The 23670-nt window shown below is 63.7% G+C and carries 22 protein-coding genes; 10 read left to right on the top strand and 12 right to left on the bottom strand.

Annotated features, from left to right (window positions below):
* The first annotated feature begins 97 nt into the window (after positions 1-97).
* Complete coding sequence (locus KPG71_RS03885; protein ID WP_216336828.1) at positions 98-682, top strand: DUF937 domain-containing protein; 585 nt, start codon at positions 98-100, stop codon at positions 680-682.
* 62 nt (positions 683-744) lie between these two features.
* Here the strand turns inward: KPG71_RS03885 and KPG71_RS03880 are convergent, their stop codons facing one another.
* Positions 745-1767, bottom strand: coding sequence for a D-cysteine desulfhydrase (locus KPG71_RS03880; RefSeq protein ID WP_216336827.1), 1023 nt, complete (start codon positions 1765-1767; stop codon positions 745-747).
* 126 nt (positions 1768-1893) lie between these two features.
* Here KPG71_RS03880 and KPG71_RS03875 point away from each other — a divergent pair, with 126 nt between their 5' ends.
* Complete coding sequence (locus tag KPG71_RS03875) at positions 1894-2775, top strand: LysR family transcriptional regulator (RefSeq protein ID WP_216336826.1); 882 nt, start codon at positions 1894-1896, stop codon at positions 2773-2775.
* A gap of 33 nt (positions 2776-2808) precedes the next feature.
* On the opposite strand, the gene KPG71_RS03870 is transcribed toward KPG71_RS03875, so the two are convergent.
* Positions 2809-5310: an FAD-dependent oxidoreductase gene (locus KPG71_RS03870; protein WP_216336825.1), complete on the bottom strand. Its 2502-nt coding sequence runs from the start codon at positions 5308-5310 to the stop codon at positions 2809-2811.
* A 223-nt stretch (positions 5311-5533) separates the two neighbouring features.
* On the opposite strand from KPG71_RS03870, the gene KPG71_RS03865 reads away from it, so the two are divergent.
* On the top strand, positions 5534-6079 hold the full coding sequence (locus KPG71_RS03865) for a TetR/AcrR family transcriptional regulator (RefSeq protein ID WP_216336824.1): 546 nt from the start codon (positions 5534-5536) through the stop codon (positions 6077-6079).
* A 172-nt stretch (positions 6080-6251) separates the two neighbouring features.
* Positions 6252-7232 carry a GlxA family transcriptional regulator gene (locus tag KPG71_RS03860; protein ID WP_216336823.1) on the top strand — a complete coding sequence of 327 codons (981 nt, stop codon included), beginning with the start codon at positions 6252-6254 and terminating at the stop codon, positions 7230-7232.
* 32 nt (positions 7233-7264) lie between these two features.
* Here KPG71_RS03860 and recO read toward each other — a convergent pair whose 3' ends face one another.
* The 5 genes from recO to lepB form a co-directional block, all read right to left on the bottom strand.
* Positions 7265-8023: a DNA repair protein RecO gene (recO, locus tag KPG71_RS03855; RefSeq protein WP_216336822.1), complete on the bottom strand. Its 759-nt coding sequence runs from the start codon at positions 8021-8023 to the stop codon at positions 7265-7267.
* Between the two features lie 140 nt (positions 8024-8163).
* On the bottom strand, positions 8164-8496 hold the full coding sequence (locus KPG71_RS03850) for a DUF1491 family protein (protein WP_216336821.1): 333 nt from the start codon (positions 8494-8496) through the stop codon (positions 8164-8166).
* Positions 8497-8498: 2 nt separating this feature from the next.
* Complete coding sequence (gene era, locus KPG71_RS03845; RefSeq protein ID WP_216336820.1) at positions 8499-9407, bottom strand: GTPase Era; 909 nt, start codon at positions 9405-9407, stop codon at positions 8499-8501.
* A 161-nt stretch (positions 9408-9568) separates the two neighbouring features.
* Entirely contained in the window at positions 9569-10252 is a 684-nt protein-coding gene (gene rnc, locus KPG71_RS03840; protein WP_216336819.1) for a ribonuclease III, read from the bottom strand.
* 10 nt (positions 10253-10262) lie between these two features.
* The gene (gene lepB / locus KPG71_RS03835; protein ID WP_216336818.1) at positions 10263-11099 is read right to left on the bottom strand and encodes a signal peptidase I; all 837 of its coding nucleotides are present in this window, start codon (positions 11097-11099) and stop codon (positions 10263-10265) included.
* A 296-nt stretch (positions 11100-11395) separates the two neighbouring features.
* On the opposite strand from lepB, the gene gpmI reads away from it, so the two are divergent.
* From gpmI to KPG71_RS03805, 6 genes are all read left to right on the top strand, one after another.
* Positions 11396-12919: a 2,3-bisphosphoglycerate-independent phosphoglycerate mutase gene (gene gpmI / locus KPG71_RS03830; RefSeq protein ID WP_216336817.1), complete on the top strand. Its 1524-nt coding sequence runs from the start codon at positions 11396-11398 to the stop codon at positions 12917-12919.
* Complete coding sequence (locus KPG71_RS03825) at positions 12916-14052, top strand: murein hydrolase activator EnvC (protein WP_216336816.1); 1137 nt, start codon at positions 12916-12918, stop codon at positions 14050-14052. Before gpmI ends, KPG71_RS03825 begins: the two co-directional genes overlap by 4 nt.
* Before the next feature lie 3 nt (positions 14053-14055).
* Positions 14056-15387, top strand: a complete 1332-nt coding sequence (locus KPG71_RS03820; RefSeq protein ID WP_216336815.1) for a S41 family peptidase — start codon at positions 14056-14058, stop codon at positions 15385-15387.
* Between the two features lie 74 nt (positions 15388-15461).
* On the top strand, positions 15462-15944 hold the full coding sequence (locus tag KPG71_RS03815; protein WP_216336814.1) for an RNA pyrophosphohydrolase: 483 nt from the start codon (positions 15462-15464) through the stop codon (positions 15942-15944).
* Between the two features lie 62 nt (positions 15945-16006).
* Positions 16007-16432: a hypothetical protein gene (locus KPG71_RS03810; protein WP_253196087.1), complete on the top strand. Its 426-nt coding sequence runs from the start codon at positions 16007-16009 to the stop codon at positions 16430-16432.
* Positions 16433-16505: 73 nt separating this feature from the next.
* On the top strand, positions 16506-17906 hold the full coding sequence (locus tag KPG71_RS03805; RefSeq protein WP_216336812.1) for a short-chain fatty acyl-CoA regulator family protein: 1401 nt from the start codon (positions 16506-16508) through the stop codon (positions 17904-17906).
* A 75-nt stretch (positions 17907-17981) separates the two neighbouring features.
* Here the strand turns inward: KPG71_RS03805 and KPG71_RS03800 are convergent, their stop codons facing one another.
* The 5 genes from KPG71_RS03800 to betI form a co-directional block, all read right to left on the bottom strand.
* Positions 17982-18218 (bottom strand): YdcH family protein, encoded by a 237-nt coding sequence (locus tag KPG71_RS03800; protein ID WP_216336811.1) that lies wholly within the window; start codon positions 18216-18218, stop codon positions 17982-17984.
* 108 nt (positions 18219-18326) lie between these two features.
* Entirely contained in the window at positions 18327-19985 is a 1659-nt protein-coding gene (betA, locus tag KPG71_RS03795; RefSeq protein WP_216336810.1) for a choline dehydrogenase, read from the bottom strand.
* Between the two features lie 25 nt (positions 19986-20010).
* Positions 20011-21471 carry a betaine-aldehyde dehydrogenase gene (gene betB, locus KPG71_RS03790; protein ID WP_216336809.1) on the bottom strand — a complete coding sequence of 487 codons (1461 nt, stop codon included), beginning with the start codon at positions 21469-21471 and terminating at the stop codon, positions 20011-20013.
* A 39-nt stretch (positions 21472-21510) separates the two neighbouring features.
* Complete coding sequence (gene betC / locus KPG71_RS03785; RefSeq protein ID WP_216336808.1) at positions 21511-23025, bottom strand: choline-sulfatase; 1515 nt, start codon at positions 23023-23025, stop codon at positions 21511-21513.
* On the bottom strand, positions 23022-23594 hold the full coding sequence (gene betI, locus KPG71_RS03780) for a transcriptional regulator BetI (RefSeq protein ID WP_143163257.1): 573 nt from the start codon (positions 23592-23594) through the stop codon (positions 23022-23024). Before betI ends, betC begins: the two co-directional genes overlap by 4 nt.
* Positions 23595-23670 lie beyond the last annotated feature (76 nt).

Raw genomic sequence — 23670 nt, 5'->3', positions numbered from 1 at the left:
ATCTCCCCTGCAGAGTGACAAGGGTTTTTCCCCTTACTTTACTGGCCTTTTTGCGATTGGCTGGGGCAGGACACATAACCTGAGGGGGTATTACACGATGTCGATCATGAAGCTTCTTGAACAGGCCGGCGGCGGTCAGGGCCTTGCGCAACTGGCCGGTCAGTTCGGTCTGGACGAGGTCAAGGCGCAACAACTGACCCAGATGCTGGCCCCCGCAATCGGGCAGGCCGCGAAGAAACGCGCCGAGCAGGGACAGGCCGATACCGTCCTCGGCGCCATGAAGGGCGAAGCGCAGGCCGGGTATTTCGACAATCCCGCCGCCGCAGCCCAACCCGAGGCCATGGCGCAGGGGCAGTCTTTCCTCGAAAGCCTTCTCGGGGATTCTGCCGCCACCGAAGGGCTGGCCGCCGCCGCCTCGGAAAGCGCGGGCGTCGATCAGGGCCTCGTGGCGCAATTCCTGCCCGCCCTCGCCGCGATGGCGCAAGGCGGTCTGCAAAAACAGATGCCCGACAGCCAGATCGACCAGATGACCGGTGGCGGTGGGTTGATGGGCATGGTCAGCGGCCTGTTGGGCGGCGACAAGGGCGGCTCTGGCCCCGACCTGTCGATTCTGACCAATATGCTGGATGCCGATGGCGACGGATCGGCCATGGACGACATCCTTGGCAAGTTCATGAAATAGACCTTGCCGGGGTACACGGTCTCAAAACGCGCGCCCCGACAGGCGCGCGTTTTCTGCTTTGATCACCCTGCGTTGCGCCAGCGATCCGCGAAATCGAACGCGGCGTCATAGCCAAACAGCGCTGCCGCGCCGCCGGTATGAATGAAAACCACGCGCTCGCCCTTCTTGAAATGGCCCTTGCGGATCAGGTCGATCAGGCCCGCCGCCCCCTTGGCCGAATAAACCGGGTCCAGCAGGATCGCTTCGAGTTCGGCGAACATGCGGATCGCTTCCAGCCCACCCTCGGTGGGGATGCCATAACCTTCGCCCACGTAATTGGTATTGGCCACCACGTCCTCGCGCCTGACCACCCCCGCACAGCCCAGTTTCTCGGCGGTGGCGCAGGCAAGGTTATAGACGTTTTCCTCCTGCTTGGGCTTGGGCGCACGCACGCCGATGCCCAACAGCGGAATTTGCGCATTCATCGCCTGAAGGCCGGTGATCAGCCCCGCCTGTGTGCCGGCGCTGCCGGTGGCATGCACGATATGGTCGATCTTCAGCCCCGTTCCGTTGACCTGGCTGAGCAACTCGAACGCGCAGTTCACATAGCCCAAAGCCCCCGTCGGGTTCGAGCCCCCGCCCGGAATGGTGTAAACCGTCTTGCCATCGGCGCGCAGCTTGTCGGCCACGGCCTCCATCTCGGCATTCATGTCGCCGCCGCCGGGGCGTTTCTCGGTGGTGGCGCCGTGCAGGTGATCCAGCAGGACGTTGCCGTTATTGTTGTAATTCGGATCGTTCGATCCGGTCCGGTCCTCCAGCAGGATATGGCACGGTATCCCCAGCTTGGCCGCAAAGGCCGCCGTCTGGCGGGCGTGGTTCGATTGCGTCGCGCCTTGGGTCATCACCATGTCGGCGCCCTGCGCCTCGGCCTCGGCCATCAGGAATTCCAGTTTGCGGGTCTTGTTCCCGCCCGTGGACAGCCCCGTGCAATCGTCGCGCTTGATCCAGATTTCCGGCCCGCCCAACTCGGCGCTCAGCCGGTCCAGACGTTCCAGCGGTGTGGGAAGATGCGCCAGAAAATGACGCGGGAAACGGGCAAGATGCATAGGGGGACCCTCCTTATTATGCGTTACAAACCACATAGTCCGACAAAACAGGCCGCTGCAAATGCGAATACCGCAATTCATAATGCATGATTTGCAAGTTGCTTCACCGCACTCTATCACAACCACATGCGTCTGGATTGGCTGGAAGATATCCTTGCGGTGCTCGATACCGGCTCCTTTGCCCGAGCGGCAGAGGCCCGGAACCTGACTCAATCGGCCTTTACCCGCCGCATCCGCACCATCGAGGACGGAATCGGCACGCCACTGTTCGACCGCGCCCGCAAACCCGTGCAACTCCTGCCCAATGTTCGCGCCCGCGAGGACGAGATGCGCCGCATGGCCGCCGATCTGCGCACCCTGCGCGACGGATTGCGGCAGTCGGGCGCAGGGCGAGTCGTCTCCCTGGCCTGTCAGCACGCCATCACCACCACCATATCCCCCCGGCTGGTGCAGGTTCTGGCACGCGACCGCTCGGTGCGGGTCCGCTCGGGCAACCGGGACGAATGCCTGTCGCAACTCGTCACCGGCGAGGTGGATATCGCCGTGATCTACGATTCCCCGCATGGCCCGCCACGCCCCGACAGCCGTGCCTTCGCCGAAATGTCCATCGGCACCGAGCCTCTGATCGCGGTATGTGCACCGGATTTGGCAAATCTGCAGGACACGATGTCCTGGCCGATCATCGCCTATCCCGGCGAGGTCTTCCTCGGGCAGGTGCTGGACCGCGCCGTTCTCTCCCGCCTGCCCGCCGGTATCGACATCACGCGCAAGGCCGAAACCGCCCTGACCCTCGCCGCCTGCCAATATGCGCTGGATGGCATCGGCATCGCATGGCTGCCGCTCTCATTGGCAGGCACGGCGCTGAACCAGGGCCGCCTGATCCGCGCGCCCCTCGATACGCCCGACCTGATGCTGGATGTGCGGATGATCCGTTTGGCCGATCCCATCCGCCCCGCGGCACTGGACAGTTGGAATATCCTGCGCGATGCATTGCACGCGCCCGATTGAAAAGGCCGGGCACATGGCCCGGCCCGATCCGTTTTATCCGTCAACCCGGATCACTTCGTTCTTCGGATCATAGGGGCTGTCCTCGGTCACTTCGGCATCCCAAAGCGCGTTGAGGATCTTCACCTTCAGTTTCGTGCCGGGCTCGGCCTTGTCAGGGCTGACATAGCCCATGCCGATGGATTTGCCGAACGCCACGGAATACCCGCCCGATGTCAGGCGGCCCACCCGCGTATCACCATCATACAGCGCCTCGGCGCCCCAGGGATCGGCATCGTCCGGCCCGTCGATCAGGACCGTCACGCATTTGAACCGCACGCCCAGATCGTTCATGGCGTCCTTGCCCTGAAACTCCTTGGACTGGTCCACAAAGCGCGGCAGATCGGCCTCAAGCGGAGTCGCATCGCGGCCCAGCTCGTTGCCGAAGGCGCGATAGGATTTCTCCTGACGCAGCCAGTTCTGCGCGCGCACCCCCACCAGCTTCATGTCATGCTTTTTGCCTGCCTCTTCCAGCAGGTCGAACAGATAGTTCTGCATCTCGATCGGGTGATGCAACTCCCATCCCAGCTCGCCGGTATAGGCCACACGGATCGCGCGCACCGGGCACATGCCCAGCTCGATGTCACGCTGGCTCAGCCACGGGAAACGCTTGTTCGACAGCGCGGTGCCGGGCTCGGCATCCTTGATGACCTCTTTCAGAACATCGCGCGCTTTCGGCCCGGCAATGGCGAACACGCCCCATTGCGTGGTCACGTCCTCGATCGCGATATAGCCGAACTCCGCCGCCTTGTCCTCGGCGCATTTGCGCAGGTAATCGCCGTCGTAATCGGTCAGCGCACCGGCGGACACGAGGTAATATCTGTCCTCGGCCAGCCGCACGATGGTATATTCCGTGCGCGTGGTTCCGGCGCTGGTCAGCGCATAGGTCAGGTTGATACGCCCGACCTTGGGCAGCTTGTTGCAGGTGAACCAATCCAGGAACGCCGTCGCGCCCGGCCCCTTGACCGTGTGTTTGGTAAAGGCCGACGCGTCGATCAGGCCCACACCCTCGCGCACGGCCCTGGCCTCGTCCACGGCATATTTCCACCAGCCACCACGCCGGAAACTGCGCGCATTGTGGTCGAAATCCGCAGGCGCATCGACGGGGCCGTAATAGTTGGGCCGCTCGAACCCGTTGACCACGCCGAACTGCGCGCCGCGCGCCTTCAGACGGTCATAGCTGGGCGCGGTGCGCAGCGGGCGGCAGGCTTCGCGCTCTTCGTCCGGGTGGTGCAGGATGTAGACGTGCTCATAGGCCTCTTCGTCCTTGCGCGCGGCCCATTCGGTGGTCATCCAGCTGCCGAACCGCTTGGGATCGAGCGACGCCATGTCGATCTCGGCCTCGCCCTCGACCATCATCTGCGCCATGTAATAGCCGGTGCCGCCCGCGGCGGTGATGCCAAAGCTGAACCCTTCGGCCAGCCACATGTTCCGCAAGCCCGGCGCCGGGCCGACTAGCGGGTTGCCATCGGGCGTATAGCAGATCGGCCCGTTGAAATCGTCCTTCAGACCCACGGTTTCCGACGACGGAATCCGGTGGATCATGCTCATGTATTCCTCTTCGATCCGCTCCAGATCCAGCGGGAACAGGTCGGCGCGGAAACTGTCGGGCACACCGTATTCGAACCGCGCAGGCGCGTTGCGCTCATAGGGGCCCAGGATCCAACCGCCGCGCTCTTCGCGGACGTACCACTTGGCGTCGGCATCGCGCAGCACCGGATGCTCGGGGTTCCCGTCCTTGCGGTAGTCCACCAGCGCGGGGTCGGGTTCGGTCACGATGAACTGGTGTTCCACCGGAATCGCCGGGGTCTTGATCCCCAACAGGCGCGCGGTGCGCTGCGCGTGGTTGCCCGTGGCGGTCACGACATGCTCGGCGGTGATGACAATCTGCTCGTCCGAGGGCACGAGATTGCCGCCCTTTTCCACCATCTTGGTGCAGGTCACTTCCCACGCTTCGCCGTTCCAGTGATAGGCGTCGGCCTGCCACTTGCGCTCGATCATGACACCGCGCTGACGCGCGCCCTTGGCCATCGCCATGGTCACGTCCGCCGGGTTGATATAGCCGTCCGTCGGGTGATAGATCGCGCCCTTCAGGTCGTCGCAATTGACCAGCGGCCAGCGCTCCTTGATCTGCGCCGGGGTCAGCCATTCAAAGGGCACGCCCACGGTTTCGGCGGTCGAGGCATAGACCATGTATTCGTCCATACGCTCCTGCGTCTGCGCCATGCGCAGGTTGCCCACCACGGAAAACCCGGCGTTCAGCCCGGTCTCTTCTTCCAGCGTCTTGTAGAACTTGACCGAGTAATCATGGATATGCGTCACCGCATAGGACATGTTGAACAGCGGCAGCAGACCGGCCGCGTGCCAGGTAGAGCCGCTCGTCAGTTCGTCCCGCTCCAGCAGCATGACATCGTCCCAGCCGAACCTGGCCAGATGATAGGCGATCGAGGTGCCGATGGCGCCGCCACCGACGATAAGCGCTTTGACGTTGGTCTTCATGGGGTGCGACTCCTTGGTACCCGGTTCATCCCTGTTTATCAGGCCTGTTGACCTGCGCAGAGTCCAGCCGACACAAGAACGCGCAAAACCGACGCGTTTGCCCGCACGCAACGGCAAAATGCCGGCCTTGCGCACCCTGGTCGCGCCGGCCGGGCATGGCGCTCGACGGGACGTGACAACGCCGCGCTTGCATGGCCCACACACGCGAGCGTATCCTTGCGCCATGAACGCCGCAGCGAAACGACTCGACCGGCATGACTGGCTGAGCGCCGGGTTCGAAGCCTTGACCCAAAGCGGCCCCGACGCCCTGAAGGCCGAACCACTGGCCCGCAGGCTGGGAACGACCAAGGGATCGTTCTATTGGCATTTCAAGGATGTCCCGGATTACCACGCCGCATTGCTGGAAACATGGGAAGTCCGAGTCATCGCCGAAACCGACGCGGCCCTTGCCACGCAGGAAAACCCGGTCGGCAAGCTGCGTGCCCTTGCTCAGATCATCGCTGACCCGTCCCGTGACATTCCCGCCGAACCCGCGATCCGGGCCTGGGCGGCAGGCCATGACGGCGCGGCGCAAACGGTGGCGCGCGTCGATGCCTATTGGCTGACCCTCGCGCAGCACCTTCTGTCGGACACCGGCATCCGCAACCCGGAAATGGCGCGCATCATCTGCGCCGCCGGGATCGGCATGGCGGGGCTGGAACAGGATCGCCCCGGCCATAATCGCGACGCCATCGGCTCGCTCGTCGATCTGGTTCTGGCCCTGCGCTGATCCCGCTATCGTCAGGGTGATCCCCGCCAAATGTCGGAGACTGTCGCTTTTCGTGACGCAAAAGTGACACGCGATCTCGCCCATGAATGATAGGCAGACCCGGTCGCGCCTTGCGGCGGAATGCCCCATCCGATCGCCACCCTGCGCGCCAGTTTCTGCACGGTGCCTGCTTATGTCCCAAGACGTGACCCCGAAAAACTATGTCTTTCTGCTGCTCGACGGGTTTTCGCCACTCGGGTTTCACTGTGCGGTCGAAACGCTGGCCCATGCCAACCGCTACCACTCCGATGCCACCTGCTATAGCTGGAAAATCCTGCACGAACGCGAAACCCACGCCGTAGGGTGGAACGGCTTTCATGTTCCCTGCGATGCCGGGCTGGTTCCGCTCAGGCACGATGATGTGCTGGTGGTCGTGGGGGGCGAACGGATCGCCAGGGCCACCACCGTTCCGGTGATCAACTGGCTGCGCCGCGAGGCACGCCGCGGTGTCACCATCGGCGCGATCTCCTCGGCGGTCTACACCCTGGGCAAGGCCGGGTTGCTCAGCGAAAAGCAGGTCACGACACACTGGGAATATCACGCCTCGCTGTCCGAGATGATGGCCCAGGTCAAACTGGTCGACAACATCTTTACCGAAGACGGCACGATCTTCACCTGCGCGGGCGGGGCCGCATCGATGGACCTGATGCTGCACCGCATCTTCCGCGATTACGGCGAGGACCTGGCCGGATGGGTGGCCGACCAGATGATCTATACCATGCCGCGCAGCACCGAACACGCACAGCGCATCTCGGTCCTGAACAAGACCGGCATAAGGCATCTCAAACTGGCCCAGGCCGTGGAACTGATGGAGGCCAATCTGGAAGACCCGATTTCACCCCAGGAAATCGCGGCGTATGTCGAACTTTCCACACGGCAACTGGAACGGCTCTTTGCCAGATACCTGAGCACCTCTCCCAGGAAATACTATTTCCAGCTGCGGCTGGAAAAAGCCCGGCAGTTGCTGATGCAGACCAACCTGCCCGTCATCGACGTGGCCATCGCCTGCGGCTTCCAATCGCCCTCGCATTTTTCCAAAAGCTACCGCGCCGCCTTTGGCCTGACACCCCGGCAGGAATCGAGCGGCAGCAAACTCCCCTGGTCCAGCGCCTGACATGCCTTCGCCCCAAGGGCGGGCGACATGCATCATTCGCGGGCCGGATGCGCTCCCGCAAGGCCGGTCATGGCGCAAAAACGGTCGACGAACCTCTGGCGCGCGGCAGGCAGGGGCTTGTGCCCCATCTCCGGCGCCAGATGGTTGTGCAGGAAATGCCCCGTCACCCTGAGCCCCTCCAGCACCTCGGCATCCGGCGCCGGCCCCGCGCCCAGCAGACAGGGTGGCAACGGCAACAGCCGGTCCGCCCACTCTCCCGCACCGGCACGCGACACCGCCCGCCCGGTGCGCGGCGACACATAGCTCAGGTCATTGGCCTGCGCTCCCATCACCGCGCAACTGCCCAGATCCAGACCGAACCCCATATCCTCCAGCAATGCCAGTTCCCAGTTGAGATAGGCCAGCGGCCAGATGTCCGACTGTCCCAGAAGGTCCAGCAACTGTTCGGTCCTGTCGTATAGCCGCCGATGCGCCTCCCGCTCGGGCAGGCAGAACATCAGCAAGGCACAAACCGCATTCAGCCCGGCAAGCGCCATCCGGTCGCCCATCGACGCCGCCGCGCGCGAGCGCACGGGCTCCACCGTGAACGTGCCGATATGATCCTCCAGCCGCGCCCGCCACGCCAGATCGAGCTGCGCACCCGGCTGCAAGACCGGCGCCAGCTTGCGCGACGTGCCCCCGCGCACGACACCCGCGTGCCGCCCCTGCGCGGGGGTGAACACCTCGATGATCGCCGATGTCTCGCCATGCGTCCGGGCCGACAGCAAGATCCCCTGATCGCGCCATTCCATGAACCGCTCCTGCGCCGTCTTTCGCCATCTGACACCAGATCGCAGCCCGAGCCAAGCCCGTCTCGGCGCGATCCGTCGGTATCCCTGGCGCACCGATACCCGCATCCTCCCCGCGCAGGCCGTTGACACCTGTCAACGGCTCAGTCGCTCAACCCGTCCTGATCCAGCAAATGACGCCCCTCCCGATCCTCGACCTCGATCACCCACAGATCGGGATCGAACCCGCGCTGCCGCGCAATCGCCTCGTCCACCGCGCGCTCATCGCCCTCGGCCAGCACCGCCCAGTGCCGCGCCCCGCTCATCAGGTCGAAACCGCGCTGAAACACCCGCGCCTGCCCGTCCAGCGTGTTCAGCTTGACCAGAACCGCGCCCGCCGTGTCATCGCCATGGGCCGTCACGAAAGCCGGGATATCGGCCAGCCGCAGCCGCGCCAGATAGGCCTGCACCCAGAACTCCGCGGTCAGCCGCGCCACGGTCAGTCGTTCCCGTCGCGGAAATCCAGCCCCATCTCGGAATACCGCTCGGATTCCTCCAGCCATCCGGGCCGCACCTTGACCTGCAGGAACAGATGCACCTTGCGGCCAAGAAACTCTTCCAGCTCCTCGCGCGCGGCCTTGCCGACCGCCTTGATCGTCTCGCCGCCCTTGCCAAGGATGATCCCCTTGTGACCGTCCCGCGCGACATAGACGATCTGGTCGATCCTGGCCGACCCGTCCTTGCGCTCTTCCCAGGCTTCGGTCTCGACCGTCAGCTGATAGGGCAATTCCTGATGCAGGCGCAGCGTCAGCTTTTCACGGGTCATCTCGGCGGCGATCATCCGCATCGGCAGGTCGGCGATCTGATCCTCGGGATACAGCCACGGCCCCTCGGGCAACTCACCGGCCAGCCACTGGCGCAGATCGTCCACCCCGTGCCCCTTCTCGGCGGAAATCATGAAGGTCCGCTCGAACCCGAACCGTTCATTCAACTCCGCCGACAGGCCCAGCAACACCTCGGATTTCACCCGGTCGATCTTGTTGATCGCAAGCGCCACCTTGCGGCCCTTCGCGACCTCGCCCAGACCTTCCAGAATCCGCTCCACCCCTTCGGTGATACCGCGATGCGCCTCGATCAGCAGAACGATGATATCGGCATCCGCGGCCCCGCCCCAGGCGGCGGCCACCATCGCCCGGTCAAGGCGGCGGCGCGGGCGGAACAGGCCGGGCGTGTCGACAAACACCAGCTGGCTGTCCCCCTCCATCGCCACGCCGCGAATGCGCGCGCGCGTCGTCTGCACCTTGTGGGTGACGATGCTCACCTTCGCGCCCACCATACGATTGAGCAAGGTGGACTTGCCCGCATTGGGCTCCCCGATCAGGGCAATGAATCCGGCGCGTGTGGTCATGATCTGCTGTTCCCGTCTGTCGATCCCACTGCCCTAGCCCAAAACCGGGCCCATCGCCAGAACCCCTCTTCTTCTTGCCGAAAATATCCTAGGGAGTTTGAGGGGTGAAACCCCTCTACAAACGATCCTGCGCGTGCAGCGCACATTTTACCTGCAGAACCTCAGCCCGCCTCGACCCGCGCCAGCAGCGCCTTGGCCGCAGCCTGCTCGGCCTGACGTTTCGATCCGGCCTGCGCGCTTTCGCACGCGCCGTTCTCCAACCGCGCCTCGATGGTGAATTTCGGCGCGTGATCCGGCCCCGACCGGGCGATTTCCACATAGGCGGGCGGTGGCAGGCCGCGCGCCTGCGCCCATTCCTGCAACGCGGTCTTGGCGTCGCGGGCATCGTCCTTGACCTTGTCGATCCGGCTGCCCCACAGGCGCAGCACCATCTGCTTCGCCGCCTCGAATCCCGCATCGCGATACACGGCGGCGATCACCGCCTCCATCGCATCGCCCAACAGCGCCTGTTTGCGCCGTCCGCCCGACAGCATCTCGGAGCGACCCAGTTTCAGAACAGCCCCCAGGTCGATCTCGCGCGCCACATCGGCGCAGGCTTCCTTGCGCACAAGGGCATTGAACCGCGGGGCCAGTTGCCCCTCTTCCGCCGACGGATCGCGTTCCAGCAATGCCTCGGCCATCACCAGCCCCAGCACCCGGTCGCCCAGAAATTCCAGCCGCTGGTTGTCGTCGCGCGTGGGCGAGACCATCGAGGAATGCGTCACCGCCCGCACCAGAAGCGCGGGCTGCGCGAAACGATGGCCCAACCGCCCCTCGAACGCTTTCAACTCACCCGACAGTTTCATCGTCCCGGCCTCAGTCGAGCTTCTCGAAGAAGCGGTCGCCGCGCCATGTCCAGAAGAACAGCATCGAACGCCCGGCTGACGAGAACAGAACCCGTCCGGCGCGCCCGATCAGGTTTTCGTAAGGAACGAAGCCGACACCGCCCACCGCCTGCGGAAAGCGCGAGTCGGTGGAATTGTCGCGGTTGTCTCCCATGAAGAAATAATGCCCTTCGGGAACCGTATAGACCCCCGTATCGTCCGACCGTTGCGGGCCGATATTCAGGATACTGTGCGATCTTCCGCCCGGCAGCGTTTCGACAAAACGCGACTTGATGCAGGTGCCACCCATGCCGACCACCCCGTTTTCACAGCGCGGCCGGATACCCATCGGCCCTTGCGGCGCGAATTCCTCTTCGAAGGTGCCCGCCGGTTCCACCTCGACCGGCTCGCCATTCAGATACAAAACCCCGCCGCGCATCTGCACCGTGTCGCCGGGCAGGCCGATCAGGCGCTTGATGAAATCCGCTCCGGAAACCGGATGACGGAACACGATGATGTCGCCGCGCTCGGGCTCGGCCCCCATCAGGCGGCTGTTGTCGCCGTCCAGAAACCCGCAGATATCCTGCGCGTCGATATCGAGGCCCACCGCCGGAATCCTGACCGAGGGGCAGGACGCATAGGAATAGCCATAGGCCATCTTGTTGACGAACAGGAAATCCCCGATCAGCAACGTGTCCTTCATCGACCCGGACGGAATCCAGAAGGGCTGGAAAAAGATGGTGCGGAAAATTCCCGCGAGCACCAGGGCCCAGAAGACCGTCTTGACGGTTTCCCAGATTGCGCTTTTGGATTTGGCTTCGCTGGCCATGGGCCCTCCGCTGCTTGGCGTCCGGGGGCTTCATGCGGCGCAGGCGGCGGGGAGTCAAGCCGCGGCAGCGCGGCATTGCCACCGTTCCGCCCGCATTTGGGCGCGCGCATCGTTAACCTCGTCCCGGCCGGCGCCCCGTACCGACACGATACCGACGTCATACCGACACGATGCCGAACAGGGGTTTCGCTTGTTAACCAAGGGCTTGCCCCCGATTCGCGCGATACGGCCCGTTTCAACGCTTCACCCCGCCGCCGCAAGACGCTAGAACGCCCCCAACCAGGCAGGAGCAGACCATGACCACCCCGATCCCCGTTGTCTTGTGCATTCTCGATGGCTGGGGCCTGTCCGAGCAAACCGCCGCCAACGCCCCGGCGCTGGCCGACACCCCGAATTTCGACCGGATCTGGTCCACCTGCCCGCATGCCACCCTGATCACCCACGGCCCGGATGTGGGCCTGCCCTCGGGGCAGATGGGCAATTCCGAAGTGGGCCATACCAATATCGGCGCGGGCCGCGTGGTGGCGATGGACCTGGGCCAGATCGACCTTGCGATAGAGGACGGAAGTTTCAGCAAAAACAAGCCGTTACAGGATTTCATTGCAGGTCTGAAATCCACCGGCGGCACGGCGCATCTGATGGGGGTGATCTCGGACGGCGGAGTGCACGGGCATCTCGATCACGTTCTCGCCGCCGCGCGCGTCATCGCCGATGCCGGCGTGCCCGTGGCGCTGCATGCCATAACCGACGGGCGCGACGTGCTGCCCAAATCCGCACGCGGCTATCTCGAACGGCTTGAAGAGGCCCTGCACGGCACCAGCAATATAACTGTCGCTACCGTCTGCGGGCGCTATTTCGCCATGGATCGCGACAATCGCTGGGACCGCGTGCAAGAGGCCTTCGAGGCGATGATCCACGCCAAGGCCCCCCGCGCCAAAACCGCCCGCATCGCCGTGACCAACGCCTATGCCCGGTCCGAAACCGACGAATTCGTGACCCCCACGGTGATCGGCGACTATACCGGGGCAAGGGACGGGGACGGCTATTTTTGCCTTAATTTCCGGGCAGATAGATCACGTGAAATTCTTGCGGCCATTGGCGATCCGGCGTTTGACGCCTTTGAAACGGGCGCGCGCCCCGAATGGGCCGGCCTGCTTGGCATGGTGGAATATTCCGACGCCCACAACGCCTATATGGACACGGTCTTTCCCGCACGGGAAATCGTCAACACCCTCGGCGAATGGGTGGCCAAACACGGGAAACGGCAATTTCATCTGGCCGAAACCGAGAAATATCCGCATGTCACCTTTTTCCTGAACGGCGGCAAGGAAGAGCCCGAACCCGGCGAAGATCGCTACATGGCCCCCTCGCCCAAGGTCGCGACCTACGACCTCCAGCCCGAAATGAGCGCCGACGAGGTCACGCAGCATTTCGTCGCCGCCATCGAGGAGGGCTATGATCTGATCGTGGTGAACTACGCCAACCCCGACATGGTCGGTCATACCGGCGATCTGCGCGCCGCCATGACCGCCTGCGAAGCCGTCGACAAGGGGTTGGGGCAAGTGATTGACGCGCTTGAGAAAAAAGGCGGCGCGATGATCGTCACCGCCGACCACGGAAATTGCGAGGTCATGGTCGATCCCGAAACCGGCGGCCCGCATACGGCGCATACGCTGAACCCGGTTCCGGTCATTCTGGTGGGTGGCCCTGATGATGTCCAACTCAAACCGGGACGGCTGGCCGATCTGGCCCCGACCCTGCTGGAGCTGATGGGATTGCCGCAACCCGGCGAAATGACCGGAGAAAGCCTGATCGCATGAGACTGGCGGCGGCGGTCATATCGTCCTGCCTGTGGGCGGCCACGGCCCTGGCCCAAAGCCCCGATCCCGCCGCCGATGCGCGGGCCGCCGCCGACCGCCTTGCCCGCGCGGGCGAAATGCTGAGTGGCGCCAAAAGCGCGCGCAACCGGGTCAAGGCCCTGTCCGAAACCGTCCACGCCTACGAAGACGGCCTTCAGGCCATGCGCGAGGGGCTGCGCCGCGCCGCGATCCGCGAACAGACCCTCAGCCGCGAATTGCAATCGCGCGAGGATGAGGTGGCGCAGTTCCTGGGTGTCCTGATGGGCATCGGGGATACGCCCGCCCCCGTTCTCTTGCTGCACCCGTCGGGGCCGGTGGGCACCGCCCGCTCGGCCATGATCCTGGCCGATGTGGCCCCCGCGCTGGATGAGCGCGCTCAGGATTTGCGCGACACCCTGGAAGAGGTCAGCGTATTGCGCGCGCTGCAACAAAGCGCCGCCAGCAGGTTGCAAGAGGGGCTCGACGGCGCACAAAAGGCCCGCACGGCCCTCAGCCAGGCCATCGCCGACCGCACCGACCTGCCGCGCCGCTTTACCGAAGACGCGGTCAAGACGGCACTGCTGATCGCCTCGACCGAAACCCTCGAGGGTTTCGCCAGCGGCCTCAGTCAGATCGCCGTGGACGAGGCCCCCGGCAGTCTGCCGGGCATCGCCGGGCGTAAGGGCGACCTGCCCCTGCCCGTGCAGGGCCGTATCCTGCGGCGCGCGGGCGAAGAGGATGCCGCCGGTATCGCCCGCCCCGGAATCGTCATGGCCGCCCGCCCGCGCGCGCTCGTCACCACCCCCGCCGCCGCCACGGTGCGTTACCGCGGCCCGCTTCTGGATTACGGAAACGTGATTATTCTGGAACCGCAGACCGGAATTTTGCTGGTGCTGGCGGGCTTGGACGTGGTCTATGGTGAGACAGGGCAGGTTCTGCCGGGCGGCAGCCCCGTGGGGCTGATGGGCGGGGCCGGGGCCGGTGATGACGTGGTTCAGACCGGCACGGGCACAGAGACGGGTGCCAGACAAACCGAAACGCTCTATATAGAGCTCAGAGAAGACAATACTCCGGTCGATCCGCTGGAGTGGTTCAGGACAGACAAGGATGACTGACCAATGAAGAAATTCCTGATGGCCGCAGCCGCCGGAACTCTGGCCGGTGTCGTGGTGACCACGCAGGTGGCGGCGCCGCTTCTGGCGCAAGAGGCCACGAAAAACGTCAATGTTTACGAGCAGCTGGACTTGTTTGGCGATATCTTCGAGCGGATTCGCTCGCAATATGTGGAAGAGGTCGACGAGGCCGACCTGATCGAGGCCGCCATCAATGGCATGCTGACGTCGCTGGACCCGCATTCCAGCTACATGTCCCCCGACGACGCCGCCGACATGCGCGTTCAGACGCGCGGCGAATTCGGCGGCCTCGGGATCGAGGTCACGCAGGAAGAAGGGTTCGTCAAGGTCGTCTCGCCGATTGATGGCACACCGGCGGACAATGCCGGGGTCGAAGCCGGCGATTTCATCACCCATGTCGATGGCGAAAGCGTCCTCGGCCTGACCTTGGACGAAGCCGTGGACCTGATGCGCGGCCCTGTCGGCAGCGAGATCGTCATTACCATCGCACGCGAAGGCGAAACCGAGCCGTTCGACGTGTCGATCATTCGCGATACGATCAAACTGACGGCCGTGCGCGCCCGGACCGAGCGCAACACCGTGGTCCTGCGGGTCACCACCTTCAACGACCAGACCTTCAAGAATCTCGAAAACGGCCTTGCCGAGCAATTCGAAGCCGCTGGCGGCGCCGAAAATGTTAGCGGGATCGTTCTGGACCTGCGCAACAACCCGGGCGGCCTGCTAACGCAGGCGATCAAGGTCTCCGACGCGTTCCTCGAAAAAGGCGAGATCGTCAGCACCCGTGGCCGCAATCCCGAAGACGGCGAACGCTTCAACGCCACGCCGGGCGACCTGACCGATGGCAAACCAATCGTCGTTCTGATCAATGGCGGTTCGGCCTCGGCCTCGGAGATCGTGACCGGCGCGTTGCAGGACCACCGCCGCGCGATTGTCGTCGGCACGAAGAGTTTCGGCAAGGGCTCGGTCCAGACGGTCATGCCCCTGCGCGGCGACGGCGCCATGCGCCTGACGACCGCACGCTACTATACCCCGTCGGGCCGTTCGATCCAGGCCCTCGGCATTTCGCCCGATATCGTCGTCGAACAACCGCGCCGCGCACCGGAGACCGAGGAAGAGGATAACGGCCCGACCGGTCGTTTCGAAGCCGACCTGCGCGGAAGCCTCGACAATGACAGTCTCTCCGAAGACGAGATTCGTCAGATCGAAGAAGAACGCGCCCATGCCGAAGAAACCGCCAAGCTGCGCGAAGAGGATTACCAACTGGCCTACGCCATTGATATCCTGACCGGCCTGACGGCCCTTTCACCGGCAAAATAATCGTGTGCACCGACTGCGCCGCCCATGCGGGCGGCGCAGTGTATTTCAGCTCTGGATAAGGTTCCGGAACACAAATGACCCCCGAAGATATCGCCAAACTGCCCTATCGTCCTTGTGTCGGCGTGATGCTGGCCAATGCCGAGGGGCGCGTTTTTGTCGGCCAGCGGATAGATCAGGACATCACCGCCTGGCAAATGCCCCAGGGCGGCATCGACCCCGGCGAAGCCCCCCGCGATGCGGCCCTGCGCGAACTTTGGGAAGAAACCGGCGTCCCCGCCGATCTGGTCACGGTCGAAACCGAAACCGAGGGCTGGATTCCTTATGAGCTGCCGCACGACATCGTGCCGCGTATCTGGAAGGGGCGCTACAAGGGACAGGAACAGAAATGGTTCCTGCTGCGCTTTCACGGGCAGGATTCGGACGTGAACATAGAAACCGAACACCCCGAGTTTTCGGAATGGCGCTGGCTGGACCCGGCTGAACTGATCGCCAATATCGTGCCGTTCAAACGCACCGTCTATGAACGGGTCATGGCCGAGTTCGGAGACCGGCTTTGATCCGCGCGCTTGGCATATCCCTTTTGATTGCACTGTCGGGCCCGGCCTTCGCGCTCAGCTGCATGCGCCCCGACGTGGCGCGCACCTATCAGGAAGCCGCCGACGCCGAAGAGGCCTATATCGTTGTGCATGGGCGGCTGGATTTCGACGAATCCCGCTTGCCCAAGACGGACATGGCCAATCAGCAAGCAACACCGCCCGATACGCTGATTCCGGCACGGATCGACGGCAAGGCCATGTCGTTTGACGGCTTTACGATCCCCTTCAACCGCGAAATCACGCTCAACGCCCAATGTTTCGGACCCTGGTGCGCGGGCGCGGCATCGGGCACGGAATATCTGGCCTTCTTGAAAAAAGGGGCTGACGGCTACCTTCTCAGCCTCACGCCCTGCGGCGGATTCGGGTTTGCCAACCCGTCCGATGCGGCGCTTGAAAAGGTCCACAGTTGCTTTCGCGGGGACGATTGCACACCGGGGCCGCTCCGCTGATCCGGCACTTGCGCCGCCCGCTTTGCAAACATACCATTCCGGAAACGCAAATCTGCAAATCCGGACCACGCCCATGCCCACCCAAAAGCTTTATGCCGGGGCCAAGCTGCGCGAAACGCGCCAGCGGCTCGGCCTGACGCAAAAGGATTTCGCCGTCAAGCTGGGCGTGTCCCTGCCCTATCTGAACCAGATGGAAAACAACAACCGCCCGGTCAGCACCACCGTGGTTCTGGCCCTGGCGCAGGAGTTCGGCTTTGACGTAACCGAGCTTTCCACCGGCGATGCCGAACGCATGGTCAGCGACATGCGCGAAGCGCTGGCCGATCCGGTTTTCGCCGACGATCCGCCGCCACTGGCCGACCTGCGGCTGACGGCGTCGAATGCTCCGGCCTTTGCGCGCGCATTTCTGGAACTGCACCGCGCCTACCGGCAAACGCACGAGCGCCTGGCCAGCCTCGACGAGGCGTTGGGCCGCGAAGACGCGCGCACCCAACCAAGCCCCTGGGACGAGGTGCGCGACTTCTTTCATTATTGCGACAATTATATAGATGCCGTCGATCACGCCGCCGAACGCTTTGCCACCTCTGCAGCGCCCGGCCGTACGATCAGCGACCACGCCGCCGACAAGCTCGCCAGCCTCGGCATCACCATAGCCGGATCGGACAGCGGCAAACTGCGCCATTTCGACCGTGGAACGAAAACCCTGCACCTGTCCTCTCGGGCCGAGCCGGAAACCCGCACCTTCCAGATGCTGTTGCAACTGGCCCTTCTGACACAGGACAAACTGCTGGAGGCCACGCTCGATCTGGCGCGGTTTCAATCCGACGCCGCCCGCGCGATCGCCAAGATCGGGCTCGCCAACTACTTTGCCGGGGCGGCGCAAATGCCATACGGCGCCTTTCTTCAGGCGGCTCAGGATACGCGTCACGATCTGGAAATCCTCGCCAATCGCTTCGGCGCTTCGATCGAACAGGTCTGCCACCGCCTGTCGACCCTGCAACGTCCGGGGGCCAAGGGCATCCCGTTCTTCTTCGTGCGGGTCGATCAGGCCGGCACGATCACCAAACGGCACTCGGCCACGCGGCTGCAATTCGCCCGTTTCGGCGGGGCCTGCCCGCTGTGGAACGTGCACCGCGCGTTTGAAACGCCGGGGCGGTTCCTGCGGCAACTGGCCGAAACGCCCGATGGCGTGCGCTATATCAGCCTTGCACGCGATGTCAGCAAGCCGGGCGGCAGTTTCGGCGCCCCCGTGCGGCGCTTCGCCATCTCTCTGGGATGCGAGGTGAAACACGCCGATGCCCTCGTCTATGCCGACGATCTGGACCCGACCAATGCCCGCGCATTCGAACCTATCGGAATTTCCTGCCGGATCTGCGAACGCACGGACTGCCACCAACGCTCGGTTCCGCCACTGGAGCGCCGTTTGCAAGTCACCCCCGACGAGCGCGACGTGCTGCCCTACAAGGTGGGCTGACACCTGCGCATTAAAAACGGCGGCGGGTTAAACCCGACCGCCGTCAACTCAACCAGTCACTGGTAAAAAGCCGCTTTAAGCTGTCAGCAGACGATACAGTTCATCCTTGAGCGAGGCGCGTTTCTTGCGCATCTCGACCTCAACCAGTTCCTGTACCGGCTCCACATTGGTTTCGGCGCGATGAACCGCACGGTTGACTTCATGATACTCCTCAGCCAACCGCGCAAAATGCTGATCCGACTGTTTCAGTTCGGTGATTTTGCCAACCAGTTCGGGGAATTCCTCATGCAATTCATGGGGGGTATGAGACATGTCGCAGCGTTCCTTTCCATTCCTTATATCGATTCTAAGACGTGAACCCGAATGCGTCTTTGACACGGATCAAAAGAAAGGCAGCCCAGACTCTCTCTTGTGCAGGATTCATCGCTGCGCCTCGCGGCAGCCGGGATGAATCCAGGGCTGCGCATTGTCGGGGGGCAGCATACCCTGCCCCAGCACATGCGCCGCCACCTTTTCCCCCACCATGATCGACGGCGCGTTGAGATTCCCGTTCGTGATTCGCGGAAAAATACTGCTGTCGGCCACACGCAGGCGGTCCACGCCGATCACGCGGGCCTCGCTGTCCACCACCGAATCCGCATCGTCCGGACGCCCCATCCGGCAGGTGCCGCACGGATGATAGGCGCTTTCGGCATGTTCGCGGATGAAACCGTCGAGTTCATCGTCGCTTTGCACATCGCCGCCCGGCTGGATTTCATGACGTCGATAAGGCGCGAAGGCCTCCTGTTCGAAAATCTCGCGGGTCAGGCGAATGCACTTGCGGAAATCGCGCCAATCGCTTTCGTCGCTCATGTAATTGAACCGGATCACCGGATCGTCACCCGGAGTCGCACTGCGCAACGAAATACGCCCGCGCGAGACACTGCGCATCGGCCCGACATGCGCCTGAAATCCGTGCCCTTCGGCCGCCGCCTGTCCGTCATACCGCACGGCAATCGGCAGGAAATGGAACTGGATGTCGGGATACTCAACCCCGGCGGCCGAGCGGATGAAACCGCAGCTTTCGAACTGGTTCGAGGCACCGGGGCCGCGTTTACCGAAAAGCCACTGCGCCCCGACCCAGGCCTTGCCCGGCAGGTTCCAGTACTTGTAAAGGCTCACCGGCTGGCTCGCCGCCATCTGGATATAGAGTTCAAGATGGTCCTGCAGGTTCCCGCCCACGCCGGGGCGGTCCGCCACCACATCGATTTCATGCTCCGCCAGATGCGCCGCCGGACCGATCCCCGACAGCATCAGAAGCTTGGGCGAGTTGATCGACGAAGCGGCAAGGATCACTTCGGAGCGCGCGCGCACCACCTCCCGCCGCCCCCTGCGAAGCACTTCGACCCCAACCGCGCGCCCCTCTTCGATCACGACTTTCTGCGCCAAAGCGCGCACCAGATCGCAATTGTCACGCCTCAGCGCCGGGCGCAAATAGGCGTTGGCCGCCGACCAGCGCCGCCCGTTCCAGACGGTCATGTCGAAGGGGCCGAACCCTTCCTGCTTTTCGCCGTTGTAATCATCGGTCAACTCATACCCCGCCTGCCCGCCTGCGGCGATAAAGGCGCGTGTCAGCGGGTTGGCCATCCCCCCGCGCGACACATGCAACGGCCCGTCGTTTCCACGCCAGTCGGGATCGCCGCCATGACCGCCATCGTGCCAGTGCTCCATCCGCTTGAAATAGGGCAGCACGTCGGAATAGCCCCAGCCATCGGCCCCCTGATCGCGCCAGTGATCGTAATCGCAGGCATGCCCACGTACATAAACCATGCCGTTGATGCTGCTTGAGCCGCCAATCACCTTGCCCCGCGGGCAAACCAGCCGCCGACCGCCAAGATGCGGTTCCGGTTCGCTGCGATAGCCCCAGTCGTAGCGTTTCATGTTCATCGGATAACTCAGCGCACCGGGCATCTGGATGAACGGCCCCGCATCGGTGCCGCCATGCTCGATCACCAAGACCGATTTGCCCGCCTCGCTCAGACGATAGGCCATGGCGCAACCCGCGCTTCCGGCCCCGACGATGACATAATCCGCTTCCATGTCATATTCCCTTGAAAACAGATCCTCAGAACGGCGCTTCGGTTTCACCCATGCGCACGTAAACCGACTTGAGCTGGCTGTAATGTTCGATCGCCGCCTTCGAGTTCTCGCGCCCCACCCCCGAGGCCTTGACCCCGCCAAAGGGCACCTCGACCGGCGCGTCGTTGTAGGAGTTCAGGAAACAACTGCCCGCCTGCAACTGCCCGATCACCCGATGCCCGCGCTGCAGATCGCGCGTATAAACCCCTGCCGACAGCCCGTATTCCGTGGCATTGGCACGGGCGATCACCTCGTCTTCGTCCTCGAAATCCAGAACGCTCAGCACCGGGCCGAAGATTTCCTCGCGCGCGATGGTCATGTCGTCGGTGACATCTGCAAAAACCGTGGGTTCGATCCACGCACCGGCCCGGTCGATCCGCTCGCCGCCGCAGATCAGCCGCGCGCCTTCGGCCTTGCCCGCCTCGATATAGTTCAGCACGATCTGCAACTGCCCCTCGCTGACCATCGGGCCGAAATTCGTGGCCTCGTCCAGCGGATCGCCAATCACCGCCTGGGCGGTGCGTTCGGCGAGCCGTTCGAGAAACGCTTCCTTGATATCGCGCTGCACGAACACCCGCGTCCCGTTGGAACAGACCTGCCCGGAGGAATAGAAATTGCCCAGGATGGCACCGGAAACCGCGTCCTCGATGGACGCATCGTCGAACACGATCAGGGGGGATTTGCCGCCCAGTTCCATCGTGACATGCTTCATGCCCTCCGCCGCAGCCGCATAAACCTTGCGGCCCGTCGGCACCGATCCGGTCAGCGAGACCTTGGCGATACGCGGATCGCTCACCAGCGGCCCGCCCACGGCGCCCGCCCCCTGCACCACGTTGAACAGCCCCGCCGGCGCGCCCGCCTCGATCAGGATTTCGGCCACTTTCAATGCCGACAAGGGCGTGGTTTCGGACGGCTTGAACACCATCGCATTGCCGCAGGCCAGCGCGGGCGCGGCCTTCCAGCAGGCGATCTGCGTCGGATAATTCCACGCCCCCAGCCCGACACACACGCCAAGCGGTTCGCGCATGGTATAGGCCCAGTCCCCCCCCGGCAGCGGGATATGCTCGCCCGTCAGACTGGCCGCCAGCCCGCCGAAATATTCCAGCGCATCCGCCCCGCTGCTGGCATCCGCCACCAGCGTTTCCTGCAACGGTTTGCCGGTGTCACGGGTTTCCAGAACCGACAGGTCGTGATTGCGTTCGCACATCAGGTCGGCGGCCCGGCGCAGCACCCGGCCCCGCTCCATCCCCGACAGTTTCGCCCATTCCACCTGCGCCGCCTGCGCGCCGGTGATGGCCTGTTCGATCACGTCCGCGGTGGCCTCGTGCAGCCTGGCGATCACCTCTCCGGTCGCGGGATAGATCACCTCCATCGCTGCGCCGCCGGTATCTTCAAGATAAGCCCCATTCACGAAATGGCTGGCCTTGGGTTGGGTGTCATAGGTCATGTCGCCTCCGGCGGGAGTATTTGGGGAACGGTGAACGGGCTATTCGCCACGCGGGAAACGCTGGTTTTCCTCGACATCGTTGAGGTCCATGTGATTGCGCATGTAGCGTTCGCTGGCCTTTTGAAGCGGCTGGTAATCCCACGGGTAATACCCGCCCTTGCGCAGCGCCTCGTAAACGATCCACCGGCGCGCCTGACTTTCACGCACCTCGGCGTCGAACCGATCGAGGTTCCAGCGCGCATCGGCCATATCGCTGAAATAGCTCAGCGTTTCGGCATGTGCCGGATCACCGGCCAGGTTGGTCAGCTCCTTCGGGTCGGTCTCGAGATCGAAAAGCTGATCGGGGTCCAGCGCACAGCGGGTGAATTTCCACTTGCCCTCGCGCAGGCAAACCATCGGCGCATAGGAGGCTTCCGCAGCATACTCCATCGCCACCGGCGCAGAGCGTGGGCGCCCCTGCCCGAGAGGCACCAGCGAATGCCCCTCGGTCCACGGCGCGACCTCGTCCATCGACACGCCCGCCAGATCGCACAGCGTGGGGCACACGTCGATATTGCTGACCGGATCGGTGACCAGACCGGGCTCCATCCCCGGCGCAGCCACCATCAGCGGCACCCGCGACGAGCCCTCGTAGAAGGACATCTTGAACCACAGGCCCCGCTCGCCCAGCATGTCGCCATGATCCGACACGAACAGCACGATGGTATCGTCCTGCTGCCGCGTCCCTTCGAGGGCCTCCATGATCTGCCCGATCTTGTCGTCCAGATACGAGACATTGGCGAAATAGGCCCGGCGCGAGCGGCGGATATCCTCGTCGGTGATATCGAACGAGCGCCAGTCATTCGCATCGAAAATCCGCTTGGAATGCGGGTCGTGATCCTCATACGCCATCGCCGGCACGTCGGGCAGCAGATGCTCGCAATCCTCGTAAAGATCCCAGTATTTCCGCCGCGCCACATAAGGATCGTGCGGGTGGGTGAAGCTGACGGTCAGGCACCACGGTCGCGCGTCATGGCCGCGCCCCAGATCGTAAATCTTGCGCGTGGCGTTATAGGCGACCTCGTCGTCATACTCCATCTGGTTGGAAATCTCGGCCACGCCCGCCCCCGTGACGCTGCCCATGTTGTGATACCACCAGTCGATCCGCTCGCCCGGCTTGCGGTAATCCGGGGTCCAGCCGAAATCGGCGGGGTAGATATCGGTGGTCAGGCGTTCCTCGAACCCGTGCAACTGGTCGGGGCCGACGAAGTGCATCTTGCCCGACAGGCAGGTCTGGTATCCCGCGCGCCGCAGGTGGTGAGCATAGGTGGGTACATCAGCGCAGAACTCGGCGGCGTTGTCATAGACCCGGCTGCGCGACGGCAGCAGCCCCGACATGAAGCTCGCCCGCCCCGGCGCGCACAGGGGACTGGCCGTATAGGCATTGGCAAACCGGGTCGAGCGCGCGGCCAGCTTTCTCAGGTTGGGGACGTGCAGCCATTCGGTCGGGCCATCCGGGAACAGCGTTCCGTTCAACTGGTCGACCATCAGAATCAGGATATTCGGGCGCGTCACTGGCCAGCCTCCGCTTTAAGGGAAATTTCGAGATAGTGCATCAGTACTTCGATCGCGCGCTCCGGCTCGATCGGGTCGATCCTCAGCGCCTGGCGGATGTAAAGCCCATCGATCATGGCCGCCAGACCGCGCGTCAGGTCCGAGGCGTGGACCGGCAGCACCTGCCGCAAGGCATGGTGCAGGTTCGAACGCAACCGCCGCTGATAGATATGCAGCAACCGCCGCGCCTCGTCGGATTTCTGCGCCTGCACATAGAAATTCAGCCAGGCCGACACCATTTCCGTGCGGAACTGTGCGGGGCCGAAACTGGCGCGAATGATCGCCTCGACCCGCTCACGCGGGGTTTTCGCCATGATCAGCGCGCCACGCACCTCGGCCCCGTAAAGCGTCAGGATATGGCGCATGGCGGCGGCGAAAATCTGTTCCTTGGAGCCGAAATAGTGATGCGCAAGGGCGCTGGACACACCGGCGCGCCGTGCGATCTGGCTGACCGTCACATCCAGAGTGCCACGCGCGCCGATTTCGTGGATCGTCGCCTCCACCAGCGCCGAGCGGCGTATGGGCTCCATTCCGACCTTTGGCACCGCGGCCTCCATCATTGGTTGCCAGACCGGAGTATTCGTGTTTAATTGACCCGTCAATCAA

The sequence above is a fragment of the Roseovarius sp. PS-C2 genome, assembly GCF_018862045.1.
Lineage (GTDB): Bacteria > Pseudomonadota > Alphaproteobacteria > Rhodobacterales > Rhodobacteraceae > Roseovarius.
Note: the sequence above shows the minus strand (reverse complement) of the source record. Positions and strands in the feature narration are given on the sequence as shown.